The organism is Mesorhizobium sp. LSHC420B00, from assembly GCF_000503055.1.
Classification (GTDB): domain Bacteria; phylum Pseudomonadota; class Alphaproteobacteria; order Rhizobiales; family Rhizobiaceae; genus Mesorhizobium.
Map to the genome: position 1 here is coordinate 1 of NZ_AYVY01000059.1, position 14,910 is coordinate 14,910.

Genomic DNA, 14,910 nt, shown 5'->3' on the forward strand with positions numbered 1-14,910 from the left:
ATGCTTGGCGACACCAGGCTCGAACCCGATCTCGACGACCTGCTCTGGTCCTTCGCAAACGTCTTCCACCGCGCCGCCGAGCGCGTCGCCCGCAGCCTTGACCGCAACGAGGACGCGCAGCGTTCGAGCCAGAGTGAGCAGGACGGCTCCGAGGTGAAATCGGTGGAGCTGGAACGGCTCACTGCGGAAGGCATCACCTATATCGAGCGCCGCAACGTGCTCGAAATCATGCGCGATGAGGCCGCCGACCTCTACGAGGCGCAGACCGGATCGGCATGGCGGCCGCGCACCGGCTCCAAGGTCAGCCACCAGGCGATGACCGCAGCGGTGATCGACTCCAGAGACTTCCTCGCCGCCCGCCGCCATGCCGAAACCGAGGTGCTCGTTCCAGCCGGCACCAAGATCGCCTTCGCCGGCGGCCTCGACTGCAACGATCACGACCGGATCTGGGAGGCGCTCGACAAGGCCCGCGAGAAGCATCCCGACATGGTCCTGCTCCACGGCGGCAGCCCGCGCGGCGCCGAACGCATCGCCGCCTGCTGGGCCGAGAACCGCAAGGTCACCCAGATCGCCTTCAAGCCGGACTGGACCCGGCACNGGCGCCGAACGCATCGCCGCCTGCTGGGCCGAGAACCGCAAGGTCACCCAGATCGCCTTCAAGCCGGACTGGACCCGACACGCCAAGGCGGCTCCGTTCCGCCGCAACGACCAGCTTCTCTCCGTGGTGCCCTACGGCCTGATCGTCTTTCCCGGCTCCGGCATTACCGACAACCTTGCCGACAAGGCGCGTCGGCTCGGCATCCCCGTGTGGCGGTTCGCGGAGGGCGGCGCGTGAGCGCCGTTTTCTTGCAAATCAAGAAAATCCAGATAATATGGAGATCGATAAGGAGTCCAGCCATGCGCCAGTTCACGACGGGGGATCTCAACAAGCAGGTTGGCGACGTCACCGACGTTGCCAGCCGCGAACCCGTTATTCTTACCAAGCACCGGAAACCCCGGTTCGTGCTGATGAGTTACGAGCACTACGAACGAATGCGCATCGGCGGCGATCCCCGCCGCGCATACCGTGTCTCCGAGATGCCAGAGGAACACACGGAACTCTTCGCCGCCGAGATCGACCGACTAGCGCGCGGGGAAAGATACGATGATGAGCGGTAGATTTCTGCCTGGTCAGGTGATCTCCTACCCGTATCTTTGGGCATGGCAACACGAGCGCGGCGAAACGGAAGGCCGCAAGAGCCGGCCGACCTGCGTAGTCATCGCTGTCCGCGGCGCAAGAGATGGCCTGACCCATCTCGCGCTCCTGGCGATAACCACCCATCCACCGACCAGCGATCGGGTCGGTTTGGAAGTCTCCGCTATCGAGTGCCGCCGCGCCGGTCTGACCGATCTCAAACGCTGCTGGATTGTGGTTGACGAATACAACTACGATATTGCCGAACGCTCCTGGTACATCGAATCCGACGGTAAGCCCCTCGGTCGTTTCAGCAAGGCATTCATGATGAAGATCGCAGGCGCCTTTATCGAAGCGCGCAGCGAGGGCCGCCGCGTCAGCCGTCTGGATTGACGTTCTCTTTCGCGGCAGGGAGCATACCTCGGATCGGATCAGTCCGCCGTTTCCGCATGCCTGTACGCCGGTCGCAGGAACAGGAATGTTGCGTCACGCAAATCCGGTGTCATGCTGCATTGCACGGACGTATGTCCATCCAGCACAGGAACGCACCATGGCCGCCGCCGCGAATAGGAAGATATCCGTCTCGATGCGGTTTCGCGACGACGATCTCACGATCATCGACCGCGGCGCGGAGCTGCTCGGCCTGTCGCGCACCGAGTTCATGCGGCGCGCAGCACTGCACGAGGCGCAGGCGGCCATCGTCAACACAACCGCCATCGTGTCCCCGGAAGCCTATGACGCTTTCATGCAGGCGATCTCAGCCCCCGCCGCTGCGCCTCCGCCGAAGGCGGCCGAGCGGCTGCGCCGGTCCCCGCCCTGGGACCGTTAGGTGGCGCTTTCAGGCATCGAACTCCTCGATGACACGCACCGCCTCGACAGCTTCGATTGCGGCAAGCCGGCACTCAACGCCTGGCTGGCTGGCTTCGCGCGAACGAACCAGGCCCGCGGTTTACCCGCGTCCTGATCGTTCACGACGAGGGCACAGTCGTCGGCTATTACGGCCTCGCGCCAGGCGTGATCCAGCCAAACAGCGCACCGCGCGCCTCCGCACCGGCCGGCGGCCCGATCCGACCCCCTGTCTGCTGATCGGACAACTCGCCGTCGACCACCGCCATGCCGGGCAAGGCGTCGGCAGCGGCCCGGTCAAGGACGCGCTGCATCGCTGCGTCGCCGGGGCCGACATCGTGGGAGGCCGCGCGGTGGAGGTGCGGGCTATCGACGCCGAGGCCGAGCGCTACTGGTAGAACTCCGGCTTCATTCCCGCGCGGGACAATCCGTCGGTGCTCATGCGCTCGATCCAGGACGTGAGCCTCTGGCTGGCCGACAAAGGCCACTAGCTCCACGCGCGTAGCGCCTCCGGCAGCGGCAGGGGCCGGCGCGCCGGCCTACGGCCGGCCGGGCTCTCGTCGCGGCCTCCCGCCGCTCCCCGAGCCNCGCTTCCCGAGCCAGCTTTGCCGTCTCGGCCTTCGGGTGACGATCCCTCGCGAAGGGCCGGAGGGAAAGGGCGGCCAGAGCGAGGCGGGGGCGCTGGAGAGAAAGGAAAGTCACGATGGCGATGATATTCATAGGTGGATCGCGCGAGATATTCGAGCTGCCGGAACCTGCCATCGCTCGGATCGGCGCAATCGTCGCTGCCGAGCACGGCGTGCTGATTGGCGACGAGTCTGGAGCCGATGCCGAGGCGCAGGGCCTGCTCGCGGGCTACGGCTACGAGCATGTCGGGGTCTTCCATACCGGCAAGGAACCCCGCAACAATCTGGGCGACTGGGCCGCCTACCATGTTCCTTCTCCTGAGGGCGCCGAAGGATACTGGTTCCACGCCGCCAAAGACCGGGAGATGGCGCGGCGCGCCGACTTTGGCATGATGGTCTGGGATGGCGGATCACCTGGCACGGCCGTCAACGTGCTTCGGCTCGCCATCGCGAACAAGCCGTGCGTCATTTACGATCTGGCAAGGGGCAGCGTGGCGACGACGTACAATGTGCAAGACTGGTGCGCCATACTCCGCCATGCCGGTATGGACATTCGCCGCCAGGCCGAAGCCCGCATGATGCCGGACGAGCGTCTGGCGTTGCCGGGATGATGTACGCGCGGTCCCGCCGACAGCCCGGCGGTCCGATCCGATAGGCTTGATCCGGCCCCGCGCCGCCTACTCCACTTTTATAACGGCCGGAGCCGACCCCTTTCGAAACCGGCCCGCGCAGAGCCGCGGGGCGTTGTGCAGGATGATCATCTTGACGCTTCTCGCCTCTGAGGCGGGGCAAGCGTGCCGAACATCCTGGCGTGCCGGGTCATCCAACCTGGCTGCGAGGCTCGTCCCCGAGGGGCGTGAACTTCGCTGCCAGTCGGCTCCGATCTCGAAACCGCTGTGCCGCCATACCGAACACGCCAGGCGGTCACGCGCCGGGCTGCTGTTCGATGTGTTGGCGATGCCGACGACATGACCCGAGAGGCTGCTGCATGTTCCTGCGATCCGGCAGCGTTGCGTCGGCGGTCTAGCGATGGCGGCCTGAGTTCTTTTCCTTCGGTCCCATCCGGGGCCATTCCCGTTTCATGTCGCCTTTGTAGACGACCGCCTGCTTTGTGCGGTCAACCCCCGTTGGGGGTACACTCGGGGAAAATTCAGGAAAATTCGATTTCTGTTTTTGTCTGCGGACAGGCGAAGGGCCTGCCCGCTGTTTTTCGGCAAATAGAATTTTCCAGAATTTTCGCCGAGATGACCGCAGCAGGACGGCCCTCTCCTTTGGCGCCATCGGGAATGGTCCCGATGCAACCGAAGGAGAACTACCATGGCCACCACGATCGCAAACCTCACCACCAAGTCCGACGGCTCGATGGAAGGCGTCTTTGCCACGCTCCGGGTCAACGCCCCGATCACCCTGATCCCGAACACCAACAAGTCGCGCGAGGACGCGCCCGACTACCGGATCGTCAACAAGCGCACGGGCTTCGAGATCGGAGCCGGCTGGCACCGCATCTCCCAACGTTCGGGCGAGGAGTACCTCTCGGTCAAGCTGGAAGCACCCGAGATCGGCGTGATCTTCGGCAACCTCGCACCCGCCCCGGGCGGCGAGGAAAACAAGAAGGTCATCCTCTGGAACAACCCCCAGTGAGGCATCGGTGGCCGGCCCCGCAAGGGGTCGGCTCCCCACTGGCAAAAGGAGGTTGCAATGAGCCGCTACACGATCACGGTCACTGGCACCGTCACCGGACAGGGCCGCGCGGATCCAGACGCCGTCATCGGCTACGATCCACCGCTTCGCACCTACTTCCTGCAAGCGTTCCCGCACGAAGAAACCGACGAGCCCGTGCTCTGGCTCGGCACCCGCGATCACGCGTTCGAAGCACTTGAGGATCTTCGCCATGCAGCCATCTCACACGGCTACGACTTCATGCCTCTGTCGCCCAAATTGGTCGCAAAGCTGGTCGACGACAAAGCGGCGGCAAGCGGGCGTCCGAAGCGGGAAGGCATCCTCGGGCAACTGCTGAAACACCTCAACCAACCCAAGTAGGCATCTCAGGGCCCGCGACGGGATACTCCGTCGCGGGCCCTTTTTTTGCGCGTCGCAAAGAGCCAGGAACATCACCCGTCACAGCATGCGACAGCGACTCCAAACCGCCGATTATTCCTTTGGCAGTTTGTGCTTATGAACGCGGATATAATCCTGCACAGCCTTTCGCAGCAGTTCGGTCATGCTGTGCCCGTTGCTGATCGCCAGNGACTCCCGACCGCTGATTATTCCTTCGGCAGTTTGTGCTTATGAACGCGGATATAATCCTGCACAGCCTTTCGCAGCAGTTCGGTCATGCTGTGCCCGTTGCTGATCGCCAGTAACTTGAACTGGCGCTGCTCCGCAGCCGTCAGGTAGTAACCGCAGCGGATCATCTCCTCCTCGCGAATCTTCTTTCCGGCGATGGGGTCCTTTTTCTGACCCTGCCGCAGCAGCTTGCGAAAATCGGGCCCGGCTGCCGGGGACGGCTTTGTCGGTTCCTGCATCTGTGGCGTAGCTTGCTGCCTGGTCCCTGACGTCTCGACCTTTGGTGGGATGAACAGGCTCGGCAGCGCTGGCGGCTGCGTGGAGATGGCCTTCATCATGCGGGCTTTCTTGTCGTCACCGGGTTTCGGCGCGGTTTCTTCACTCATGCCGCGTTCCTTGTGGCTTCGATGAAGGTTTGCAGAAGGTCGTCAAAGACCCCNCGCTGCTCCGCAGCCGTCAGGTAGTAACCGCAGCGGATCATCTCCTCCTCGCGAATCTTCTTTCCGGCGACGGGATCCTTTTTCTGACCCTGCCGCAGCAGCTTGCGAAAGTCAGGCGTTGCACCCGCTGCCGGCTCGGGCGTCTGCGGCATGGCCGATCCGGCATTCGGCTCCAGCTTCTGCCCCTCGATTTTCGGTGATGAAATGAACATGCTCGGCAGCACGGGCGGTTGCGTGGAGATCGCCTTCATCATGCGGGCTTTCTTGTCGTCATCGGGTTTCGGTGCGGTTTCTTCACTCATGCCGCGTTCCTTGTGGCTTCGATGAAGGTTTGCAGAAGGTCGTCAAAGACCCCTTCGCTCTCGGCAACCGCCTTCGCNCGTTCCTTGTGGCTTCGATGAAGGTTTGCAGAAGGTCGTCAAAGACCCCTTCGCTCTCGGCAACCGCCTTCGCATCGGGCACCGCGGGGCTGTAAAGGGTCTGCCCGGTCTGTAAGTCGCGGTAGGCAACACGATTGTGCAGGACGTGTTCTGCAATCGGCGTGCCGTTGGCCTGGATGATGGCGCGCAGTTCGGCCAGGGCTCGCGCCCTGGCATCGATGATGGTCTGCTTGGTCAGCACGAATATCGCAGGCAGCGGTCTACCCCGGCTCTCGACCGCCAACGGAATGTAGTGGTCGGTGATCTGGATGGCGGCGGTCACGTCGTCGAGGGCAAAGTAGACCGGCACGACGACAATATCGGCCGCGAAAAGCCCGGCCATGAGGTTGTCGTTTGTGGTGCCTTCCGTATCGATCAAGACGACGGAGCGCTCACCGTTGTGAATGGCTGCGGCGTCAAGGATTTCCTGCGGGGTCATCGCGCTCACCAGTTGCAGCCTGTCAGGACGATTGCCAGCCTCACCCAGCATCTGGAACCAGCGGTTCATGTTCTGCCGCCGGTCGCCGTCGATAAGAGTGACCGAATAGCCCCGATGCAGCGCGACGGATGCGAGGGTGCGCAGCATCGTCGATTTGCCGGTGCCGCCCTTGGGGATCGCAGCGGAGATGATCATGGGGGGCCTCCTTCCGGCGTAGCTCCTTGTTTCCATGTTAACATGGAAACAAGTCATCATGGACACATGGAATAATATCACGGTCGAAACACGGTGACATAGTCAACGGGGCGAACCGGTTTGGCAACCCAGGCGAGCGCCGTAAGGCCCGCTCGGGGTGCAGACATTGCGCAGCTGCTATCAGTGAGGAAGGGGTCTGGCAGGCTGACCGGAGTCGGATCGCGCCGACTTGTTTCCATGTTAACATGGAAACAAGTCTTCAACGCAACGCCTCATGGAGTTATCAAGCAAATCGCAATGGAGACATTTGCGACGGCGCGGCGGGCTGTGGCGTTGGCAACTGTGCGCGGTGAGAAGACGGGCGCGTCTTTGTCATTCGCTTCCCTCCTACGATTGGCAGGATAGCCTATTTTGTGATACACACAAAATAGGCGGCGCTGCCCTGGCGGGCCTTAGCGCCCGCAANGTCTTTGTCATTCGCTTCCCTCCTACGATTGGCAGGATAGCCTATTTTGTGATACACACAAAATAGGCGGCGCTGCCCTGGCGGGCCTTAGCGCCCGCAAGCGGGCTTGAGAGATGGATGCAGACGCCCAGAAAGCAGCGGTCAAGAGCGCGTCACGACGCTACGGCGAGGTGACGCACATCCGGTTTTCGGCTGACGAGCTGGCCAGCCTCAAAGCCGTTGCGGAGCGGGACGGCGTTACCGTCAGCGAGGTCGTCCGGCGTCTCGTGCGGGCAGAGGTCGGGCATCTGCCTGTCGCGTCAGAGGCGTTGCGGCCGGCGATCGTGGACATGACCGATCAGCTGCGGCGCGTCGGGATCAATTTCAATCAGGCCGTGCGCACGATGAACGACGGCCGTGTTGCCCATGTTGAGGACCTTGAGCAGGCGCTGATCGCCGTGGGCGACCTCGTGCGGCAGTTTCGCGATGAACTGAAAACGATGACGGTCCAGTCTCGCAAGGCAAGGGACGCCAGGCCATGAGCGGTCGTCTTGCTGGCTACGCGGCCGAAATCGAACGCTATCTGCGGGGCGAGTCCGGCGTGAAGCGTGAGGAGCTCGACGACGACAAGTCCGTGACGGGCATCCGACGCGCGGCCGGTGAATTCCAGGTGATGAAGAGTTATGAGCGGACCGGTGGCGGCGGACGCCTCGGGCAAGGAGGCGGCTCGACGGCAGGTGGCGGCAGGAGCGCCCATTGTTCGTCGCCGGGAGGATTGGGGGCGGCGGGGAGCTCCATGTCCAGCAGGGCACCGAAGTCCACTGCTGCTGCGAGTTCGCCCAAGGCCGCTAGCGCGCCGATCATGATCTATGGCGTCACGCTCGCCGGTTTCCGGCCGGAAGAGGAGGAGGAAGACTGGAAGCGGCGCGGCGGCGGTGGTCGTGGTGCTGTTCGTCCGAGCGGTACGGCACGAGCGGCGCGGACGGGCTATCAGGCGCGGGCCGTGGCGGCACGGGCAGGCTATGCGGCGGGCGCGCAGCCTGCCGTGTTCAAGGTCATGCCCAATCCGCCATCGACCAAGGAAGCTGCCGCCCGGCTGCTCAATTACATCGGGAAGCGCGAGGACGAAAAAGGCGAGAAACACGACATCGAGATTTTCGACGAGGACGGGCAGGTGCTTGCGACAGGTGCCGCAAGAAAGGCGTTCCTGGAATCGTTTTGCGAGACGTTCGAACCGCCCTTGGAAAACACCAATTTTATCGAGGTTCGCTTCGATCTCGCTAGCGAGGTCACCGATGCCGCCTTGAGCGAGGCGCTGAGCAAGGCCTTCGGGGCAAAACCGTTCATCTATGCGCAGGATGGACAGACGGTGGAGGTTTACGCGCATACCGATGAGCGGGCCGGACCGCTTGCCAAGGTGCTCGCCGGCGGTCGGGAAAAAAATTCGCGCAGCAAGGCGCTCGACAAGATCGAAGCGCGCCTGTCTGAAGCCATGGGCGAGGCGGGGGTGGTCGCCAAGGCAGAGGTAACGGCGGCCGTGAGCCGTGAACCCAAAGCGAAATATTTCCTGCAGAAGTTCATCCGCACCCACAGCCACATCCGCCACGCAAATGGCGAGCCTGTGCCTGCTGTGAAAAGCTCCACCAAGGCGGCGGCTTCGATCTATGAACAATGGCGCCCGCAGTTTTCGGGGCGTGAGCGGCGCAATGCCTATCACCTGCTTTTCTCGGCAAGAGCCGGCACCGATGCCAACGCCGTCATGGCTGCGGCGCGCGCCGTGCTCGAGGAGCGAGCGCCAGGATACAAGTTCGTCCTGGCGCATCACAAGGACACCAAGCACGTCCATATCCATGCGATGGTGCAGGCACGCTCTGCCGACGGCGAGCGCCTCAAATTCAACAAGCCAGATCTGGTGGCCTGGCGCGAGGCCTTTGCTGAAAAGGCACGCGAGAACGGCATTGCGATGGTGGCGACGCGGCGCATGGACCATGCGATGACGCGTCCGTTCACGAAGGAGCATGCCGGAGCCTACAGCCGCGCCCAGAGCGATCCGCGCTACCAGGTCAGCGCCAGGACGATCGAGCGGGTGGAGGCCAAGCGGCAACGCCGTTTGGATGGGCAATCCCTTGTCGTGAACGGCGATGCTATCGCTGCCGCATGGCAAAAGACTGTGACGACGATGCGGGCCGCGGGCGTAGTCGGTCAGGCTCTCACGGCAGCGGAGTCGATCGGCAACAATTTTCTGCAGTTCCGTCGCGACCGGACAGGGGAGGGGCAGCCAGGTCCTGCCGCGGGTCGCGGAGCTGATCAATCGGGGCAAAAGTCTTTTCTGTCCCATCCTGGTATGAGAGAATTGAATGCACTGATAGGAGATTTGGACATGGCGCAAACCCCCTTGGAAATGCGGCGTCAGATGGCCCGCGTCAATCAGGCTCTCGACAACATGCGCGAGACGCTGCCGCCGGCACATCAAGGACAATTCGAACAGTATCGTGAAGAGGTCAACGACAAGATGCTCGACCGTCTCGCGCGGCTGCAATTCGAGCGGCAGCAGCAGCGTCGTGGTGGTGGCGGTGGTGAGCCGATCCCCGAGCGTGAGGCGCGAGGGCGAGACCTTCCAACTCGGGACGATCCCCGCCAGCCTGAGGNGTGGTGAGCCGATCCCCGAGCGTGAGGCGCGAGGGCGAGACCTTCCAACTCGGGACGATCCCCGCCAGCCTGAGGAGCCGCGCGCAGGCGCCGAGCAGGAGAAGGTGAGAGCCAAGCAGAAGGACGCCAACAAGCGGAAGGCTAATCAGGCAGAGGAGCAGGACCGCAAGACACAGCGCTCAAACGAGAACGACTACGAGCGCNCAACAAGCGGAAGGCTAATCAGGCAGAGGAGCAGGACCGCAAGACACAGCGCTCAAACGAGAACGACTACGAGCGTTGAGCAAGGGCCGACCTAGCGTCCTCCCGCGGAGGTCTGCGACGCATTCGTCAGGCAATGATCAGGGATGGCAGCAATGCGCCCGGTGTCGGTCGTTAAGACACCCGGTTTGTCGTTCTGAAAGCCGCCGGTCGGCTACGAAAGCGACAATGCCGCAAGTTAGCCGTTCAGGCGGCTAGCGTTTTTCCCGCAATAATCGAGTGCTTCCCATCCCACTCACAATACTGTCAGGGCTTCAGGTGAGTTGAGCGAGGATATCGTCGACGACACTTGGGACGGTACCCCCCGTGTCGATATTGATGCCAACGGGAAGATATTTCCGGGTATGATGGTAGCGGAGTACCAGTGTTCGCTCGGCCGGCTCGAAGCCCGGCTCATTCGGCCGCCCATCTAATCGTCGGTTCAACGTCTCAACGTCGATGTCGAGCACGAAAACCTTGTCGAATAGGTCCAAGAATTTGTGGAAATTGCGCGTGCCGCCACAGAAGAAGGTCGCAGGATGGGTAGTGTCAGCAGCAATAGCCCGGACCTTGTCGACAGGCCAGATCCAGTGCGCGTATCCCCAAACGATGCGGTCCGCGCCTTTGGGCGGTCCTGCGAGTGCCTGGCCTGTCTCGGGGTCGCCGACATAGGCCAAGACCCGGTCACCATGGACGACATGGTAGCCCCGCCGCTCCAGTTCTGTAGCGACAGACGTTTTTCCAGTGCCGGAACCGCCTTCGATCAGATAGTTCTTGATTCCCATAGACGCCGTCTATCATGGCCATCAATCTGGTGAGAAGACACTCTGCCTGGGAACGCTCCGCCAACGAACTGACCTGATCAAGGTAGCTTTTGGTACTTTTCGAATTAGCGGCGAATGTCTGGTGGATACGCGCCCAATCTCGGTCATTGACGTGAGGTTTCGCATTGTCCAAAAGCGGACATCCTCTCCAACCCGCTGTCGACATCCGCGCCTCCGCGGACCAGTTATTGCGGCATGAAGCCCACTCGCTCTCCGGGCTCCGCTTCTTTTCCGGCAAACCGCTCGTAATGGAGCGCAAGCGCAACATCGGGCGGGGGCTCCTTGTTCTCAATTACAATGATCTGGATGCCCTTCTTTACGGTGCGCAGAGACTCCCAGAATGCAGCTTCGATTCCAGCGTTTACGCGCTCATCGTCACTGACCGCTTTTCCCTGTTTCTTATAACTCGTCAGAGGGGAATCGATGATCACGGTACCTAGATGCGGGCGGTTATTCTCCCGGCAGTAGCGTAGCAGCGCGATCACGAATGCGGCGTATAGGATTGCGCGAACGCCTTTGCCATGTGACTGGCGCGCTTGGCCATCAACCTTGATATCGAATACGGCCTCATCGAATTCGACCCGACCCTCTCCCTCCCAATTCCACTCCTTGAGAACTGCTTCCACCTCTTTGCAAAATTTCAGCAAGGCAGCGGACGGGAGAGCTTCCCACTTCTGCGTAGCAGCGCCTGCTTTACCGCTCGAGACAGTTTCGATCCGTTCTCTCAACTGTCGCAGGTTAGCGGCTTGAATATCGTCGTTTTGCATAGCCTCCAGCTGTACGCGGCGAGCTACCAAGCGGTCCAACCGCGAGCTGCCATCCTGGAGGGCAGGTGCCAAGATGGTCCCGATCCTCGTGTCGATTCTTCTCGTCTCGCTCTGGGAATCCGTCTGCTCTCCAACCCTCGTTTCGCGGAGATGCACGACAGTTTCGATCGTCTCACCCAAATCCTGACGGTGAGCGAGAATTTTTGCGGCTTCGGCGCGTGCGGCGGAGTAGACAGCGTTGCTTTGCTCGGATGCTTTGTGGACATGATCCGGTGACATGAGTTGGTCACACAGCGGGCAGCGGACCGCTTGTAGACCATCGAAAAAATGAGCGCCTTCGGCAATGAAATCTAAGCGCTCAAGATCGGTCCTATAGCGCTCATCCAAGAGTCGGTACTGTTTTAACAGTTCATCGATGGCGACTATCTGCGATTCCGCTCGCTGAGCAGAAGCGAAGACTGTACGACGCTGCTCCTCGAGCTCTTTTCTCTCGGATGAATGATCGGAAAGCGACTTGGACAATGACGATATGGCGTCATCAACCTTCTCGATACCCTCATCGGCTGCATGAGATGGCCTACTTTGAATCCGTTGCTCGATGGGCTTCAGCAAATCTGATATGAGCGATAGCTGACCCGTCAGCTTCGCGTTTACAATTTCCTTCTTCTCGCTCGCGATGATCCCTACATCATCTTTGCCTGTTAGGAGGTAGACAAAAGCGCGCTTTCGGGGAGTGATATCGTATCCGCCGCGTCCCAGCACTGGCGATCGCTCGTCGATCATAGAGACCTCATCGACGAGAAACAGAGGCAGCAAGGTTCTTATTGTCAGTCGGTTTGTATTTCCGAGATCGTCGCGACGGAGCTGCGCCTCAGCGATCCCGGCGAATTTGAAGAGGACCTCAGTTACATCCTTGGCCTTGCTTGTTCCCGAGCGCTTCGGTGCAATGTTCTCACCCTTGCCTTCTTCCCAATTGGAAAACTTGCCGGAGTGAAGCATGAGGTTGCCGCCAGAAAGGTGGCGTTCCAAGGTAATAGATTCGCCTTCCGCGTTTCCGAATTCGACGAAGAGTTGCGAGTATGGTTCGGCCTCGTCGATACGTTTGCTGAGCTTATCGGCTCCAAAAACGAAATCGAGCAGGTGTACGAGGTAACTTTTGCCCGTATCAGAATCGCCTGCGAGGATGTTTGCCTTGTCGCGAAATTCGACAACCGCGTCGGCGACTCCTTTCCCCGTAAGTCTGATGGACAAAACCTGCAGCATCTACAGCTCTAGGTCCTTTATCGCGGATAGGCGCTCAAATTCAGCGCCCCAGCGTCCGACATTCGAAGACATATAGGAATTCAATTCGGCGTCCAGCATGCCGCCGAACCTTTCGATCACCCATCTCGATCGGAGCCGCAGGTCGCCCGCATAGCGGGTTTTCAGCAGCGCGACGAAAGCTGACGTTAGCTCAGTCGCGCGATAGAGAATACCTGACGTGTCGAATGTCTTCGTTATGAGCTCCCGTGCAAACATCTGGTTCAGTCCCGCGCTCAACACTTCGCGCTTAACGAGCAATTCCGAACCCCTATAGGGTACAGAGGGGTGTAGGCTATCTGGGCCGTCCGCGACATCTCCGGAATGCACCAGGAGGTAATCGTAGGAGATGAGCCGCTGCAAATCAGCTGACTTCCCGCCGCTTGCCTCCAAGATGAACAGCATCCGGAACCCACATTCCAGTGGCGAGTTGAAAGGACGGCTCGGCGATGAGCCTTCAGCACTTGGTTTCACGGCTGGTACCATGAAACGCGATCTTCATTTGCCAGTTGGTGACACATTCCCTCTCGATCATTGGCGAGCACATGAGGCGCGAGCACATGTCCTCCAAGCTGTAGCTGCTGAGCAGCCTTAACCGTTACCGAGAGACGTTGTAATCCCGTCAGTCCAAGGGCGCTGTAGTCGTGATAGAGCCCGTCCGAAAACTCATTTAGCAGGGTCTCAAAAAATGCAACGTCCGCCATCTGGTCACGCGCCAACTCTTTGAGGTTCTCGGCGCAATAAAATGTGACTCTGGAGCGGTCAAATAACTTGGCATGAACCGGAAGATGCGCAAATTCCGATCTATCGGTGATTGCTTTTCCCACTGCCTCGCCGATCGCCAGGAAAAGCTGTTGCACATATTCCGCTTCGCCAGCAGCGACGGCTGAAGGAGGCATTGGCGGCGGCGGCCTATCGATGAGTGGCGCACCAAACACGGTCAGGTGATATCGGGTTTTCTGATGCTCTTTGATTAGCTCCAATGGCTGCTTCGCGCGAAAGATCGAAAAATCGAACGACCCAATATGGGCCTTCATTGTACCGTCCAGCGGCACTGTTCCCTTGATAATTTTGGTCGCGCATCGCTGATCCCACTCGGCGAGAATGTAGGCGCGCAGCGCGTCCGGATTATCGAGAAGATCTTGGAAGTCGGAGGTCACGCCGGCATGTGTGACGAACCAATATTCCTCTGGAGCGGAATAATCCCCCTTCAAGGTGTAGTGGAGCACCTTTCCGATTTCCGGAGCGGCCACACCTTCTCCGAGGCGCGCACCATAGTGCTTACATTGGTAAAGTCTCCACCGTCGCGGCTTAACGGATGGCGCGTCGAACCAGACAACCACGTCGCGGCCTTTGTCGCCCGATCCCCCGCGCTGCTGCACCTCGTACACGCCGGTAAGTTTGTTCGCGATGTAGTCGGATGCCCACTCCAGCGTGAATCGCTCGAAATCCAACGGGCTGAACTGCGCGAGGCGGTCTAAGGGCTGCACCGGCAAGCCGACGCCCAACCCAAGAAGCCGCGCATTGGCATTCGGCCAAGGTCTTGGCGCGCTTAACGGCTCAAAGTTGGTTGTATTGCTGTCGTGCACGTCTCCCCCGCAGCCGATTTCTAGCGCGTATGAATGATTAGGGGAAGAAGAGTTCGAATGACTTAGGGTTGTACGGTTCCAACGAAGAATTTCGTAAAGGAAGAAGGGCCAAGCCCGCAACCGAGCGAGATGTTGACCCAATTCCTTTTCGACCTCAGCACATCCTAAGAGCTTCAAGGCATCCACGCTGCCGCGGGCGGCTCCAGCGATCCCAGAAGTCTGCGTACGCGGCGTAGGCGTCCGCTTACAGGCACCTCATAGCGAAGCTCGAACAGCCGACGAGAGGCATGCCGCAGAACGGCAGCTTTTCGCGAAACTTATCCGGACCTGCTATTCCGCTTCCGGCCCAAAGCCGCCAGGCGGAAATGCACTGTGAGATGAACTCTGCCGCTTCCTGCTAGCCGGGGTTGCAAGCGCCCCCGCTAACAATCGTGGTTGCGCCTTTAGGGCATCGCGGTTCAGACCGCTGGCGGATTAGAACTCATGTTGGCTTTGCGATCGGCTCATCGCTGCCGACAATCGGTGACCTATATATAAAGGGGCATGTTCACGCGCCGAAAAATCAATGCAACAGCGAAGCTGATTGGAGAGTGGCCTTTAACCCCGGCTGCAACGCTTGGATCGTCCGTCAGAGCGAGGGGTATTTTTCTCGAAATACGCGCCCGCCTTCCA

General features: G+C 60.6%; 15 protein-coding genes and 2 pseudogenes. 10 read left to right on the forward strand and 7 right to left on the reverse strand.

Annotated elements, in window-relative coordinates; all coding sequences use genetic code 11:
* From X760_RS73080 to X760_RS79305, 5 genes and pseudogenes are all read left to right on the forward strand, one after another.
* Positions 1-835 (forward strand): annotated as a pseudogene (locus tag X760_RS73080) (DUF2493 domain-containing protein); the annotation flags it as partial.
* Between the two features lie 95 nt (positions 836-930).
* Positions 931-1,158, forward strand: a pseudogene (locus tag X760_RS77620) (type II toxin-antitoxin system prevent-host-death family antitoxin); the annotation flags it as partial.
* Positions 1,148-1,567: a hypothetical protein gene (locus X760_RS73085; RefSeq protein WP_023723159.1), complete on the forward strand. Its 420-nt coding sequence runs from the start codon at positions 1,148-1,150 to the stop codon at positions 1,565-1,567. The pseudogene X760_RS77620 and the gene X760_RS73085, both read left to right, overlap by 11 nt.
* A gap of 157 nt (positions 1,568-1,724) precedes the next feature.
* On the forward strand, positions 1,725-2,003 hold the full coding sequence (locus X760_RS73090; protein ID WP_023723160.1) for a DUF1778 domain-containing protein: 279 nt from the start codon (positions 1,725-1,727) through the stop codon (positions 2,001-2,003).
* The gene (locus X760_RS79305) at positions 2,004-2,138 is read left to right on the forward strand and encodes a hypothetical protein (protein ID WP_023723161.1); all 135 of its coding nucleotides are present in this window, start codon (positions 2,004-2,006) and stop codon (positions 2,136-2,138) included.
* A gap of 31 nt (positions 2,139-2,169) precedes the next feature.
* Here X760_RS79305 and X760_RS79310 read toward each other — a convergent pair whose 3' ends face one another.
* Positions 2,170-2,334, reverse strand: a complete 165-nt coding sequence (locus tag X760_RS79310; protein ID WP_023723162.1) for a hypothetical protein — start codon at positions 2,332-2,334, stop codon at positions 2,170-2,172.
* A 389-nt stretch (positions 2,335-2,723) separates the two neighbouring features.
* Here X760_RS79310 and X760_RS73100 point away from each other — a divergent pair, with 389 nt between their 5' ends.
* The 3 genes from X760_RS73100 to X760_RS73110 all read left to right on the forward strand — a co-directional run bounded on the left by X760_RS73100 (position 2,724) and on the right by X760_RS73110 (position 4,686).
* Positions 2,724-3,257 (forward strand): hypothetical protein, encoded by a 534-nt coding sequence (locus X760_RS73100; RefSeq protein WP_031195520.1) that lies wholly within the window; start codon positions 2,724-2,726, stop codon positions 3,255-3,257.
* A gap of 706 nt (positions 3,258-3,963) precedes the next feature.
* Positions 3,964-4,287: a DUF736 family protein gene (locus X760_RS73105; protein ID WP_006339490.1), complete on the forward strand. Its 324-nt coding sequence runs from the start codon at positions 3,964-3,966 to the stop codon at positions 4,285-4,287.
* 57 nt (positions 4,288-4,344) lie between these two features.
* A complete protein-coding gene (locus tag X760_RS73110) occupies positions 4,345-4,686 on the forward strand; it encodes a hypothetical protein (RefSeq protein ID WP_023723164.1) in 342 nt (113 codons plus the stop codon).
* Positions 4,687-4,910: 224 nt separating this feature from the next.
* On the opposite strand, the gene X760_RS73115 is transcribed toward X760_RS73110, so the two are convergent.
* Positions 4,911-5,318, reverse strand: a complete 408-nt coding sequence (locus X760_RS73115; RefSeq protein ID WP_023723165.1) for a hypothetical protein — start codon at positions 5,316-5,318, stop codon at positions 4,911-4,913.
* A gap of 348 nt (positions 5,319-5,666) precedes the next feature.
* On the reverse strand, positions 5,667-6,425 hold the full coding sequence (locus X760_RS73125; protein ID WP_023723167.1) for a ParA family protein: 759 nt from the start codon (positions 6,423-6,425) through the stop codon (positions 5,667-5,669).
* A gap of 579 nt (positions 6,426-7,004) precedes the next feature.
* Between X760_RS73125 and X760_RS73130 the strand changes: the two genes are divergently transcribed.
* Together X760_RS73130 and X760_RS73135 are read left to right on the forward strand one after the other, a co-directional pair.
* Positions 7,005-7,412, forward strand: coding sequence for a hypothetical protein (locus tag X760_RS73130; RefSeq protein ID WP_023723168.1), 408 nt, complete (start codon positions 7,005-7,007; stop codon positions 7,410-7,412).
* Positions 7,409-9,526 carry a relaxase/mobilization nuclease domain-containing protein gene (locus tag X760_RS73135; protein ID WP_023723169.1) on the forward strand — a complete coding sequence of 706 codons (2,118 nt, stop codon included), beginning with the start codon at positions 7,409-7,411 and terminating at the stop codon, positions 9,524-9,526. Before X760_RS73130 ends, X760_RS73135 begins: the two co-directional genes overlap by 4 nt.
* 508 nt (positions 9,527-10,034) lie before the next feature.
* Here the strand turns inward: X760_RS73135 and X760_RS73145 are convergent.
* The 4 genes from X760_RS73145 to X760_RS73160 all read right to left on the reverse strand — a co-directional run bounded on the left by X760_RS73145 (position 10,035) and on the right by X760_RS73160 (position 14,238).
* Positions 10,035-10,544 carry a nucleoside kinase gene (locus X760_RS73145; RefSeq protein ID WP_023723171.1) on the reverse strand — a complete coding sequence of 170 codons (510 nt, stop codon included), beginning with the start codon at positions 10,542-10,544 and terminating at the stop codon, positions 10,035-10,037.
* A 224-nt stretch (positions 10,545-10,768) separates the two neighbouring features.
* Positions 10,769-12,613: a hypothetical protein gene (locus X760_RS73150; RefSeq protein WP_023723172.1), complete on the reverse strand. Its 1,845-nt coding sequence runs from the start codon at positions 12,611-12,613 to the stop codon at positions 10,769-10,771.
* Positions 12,614-13,135, reverse strand: coding sequence for an ABC-three component system middle component 2 (locus X760_RS73155; protein ID WP_031195523.1), 522 nt, complete (start codon positions 13,133-13,135; stop codon positions 12,614-12,616). It lies immediately after the preceding gene.
* On the reverse strand, positions 13,120-14,238 hold the full coding sequence (locus X760_RS73160) for an ABC-three component system protein (RefSeq protein WP_031195524.1): 1,119 nt from the start codon (positions 14,236-14,238) through the stop codon (positions 13,120-13,122). The genes X760_RS73155 and X760_RS73160 overlap by 16 nt, the downstream gene beginning before the upstream one ends.
* Positions 14,239-14,910 lie beyond the last annotated feature (672 nt).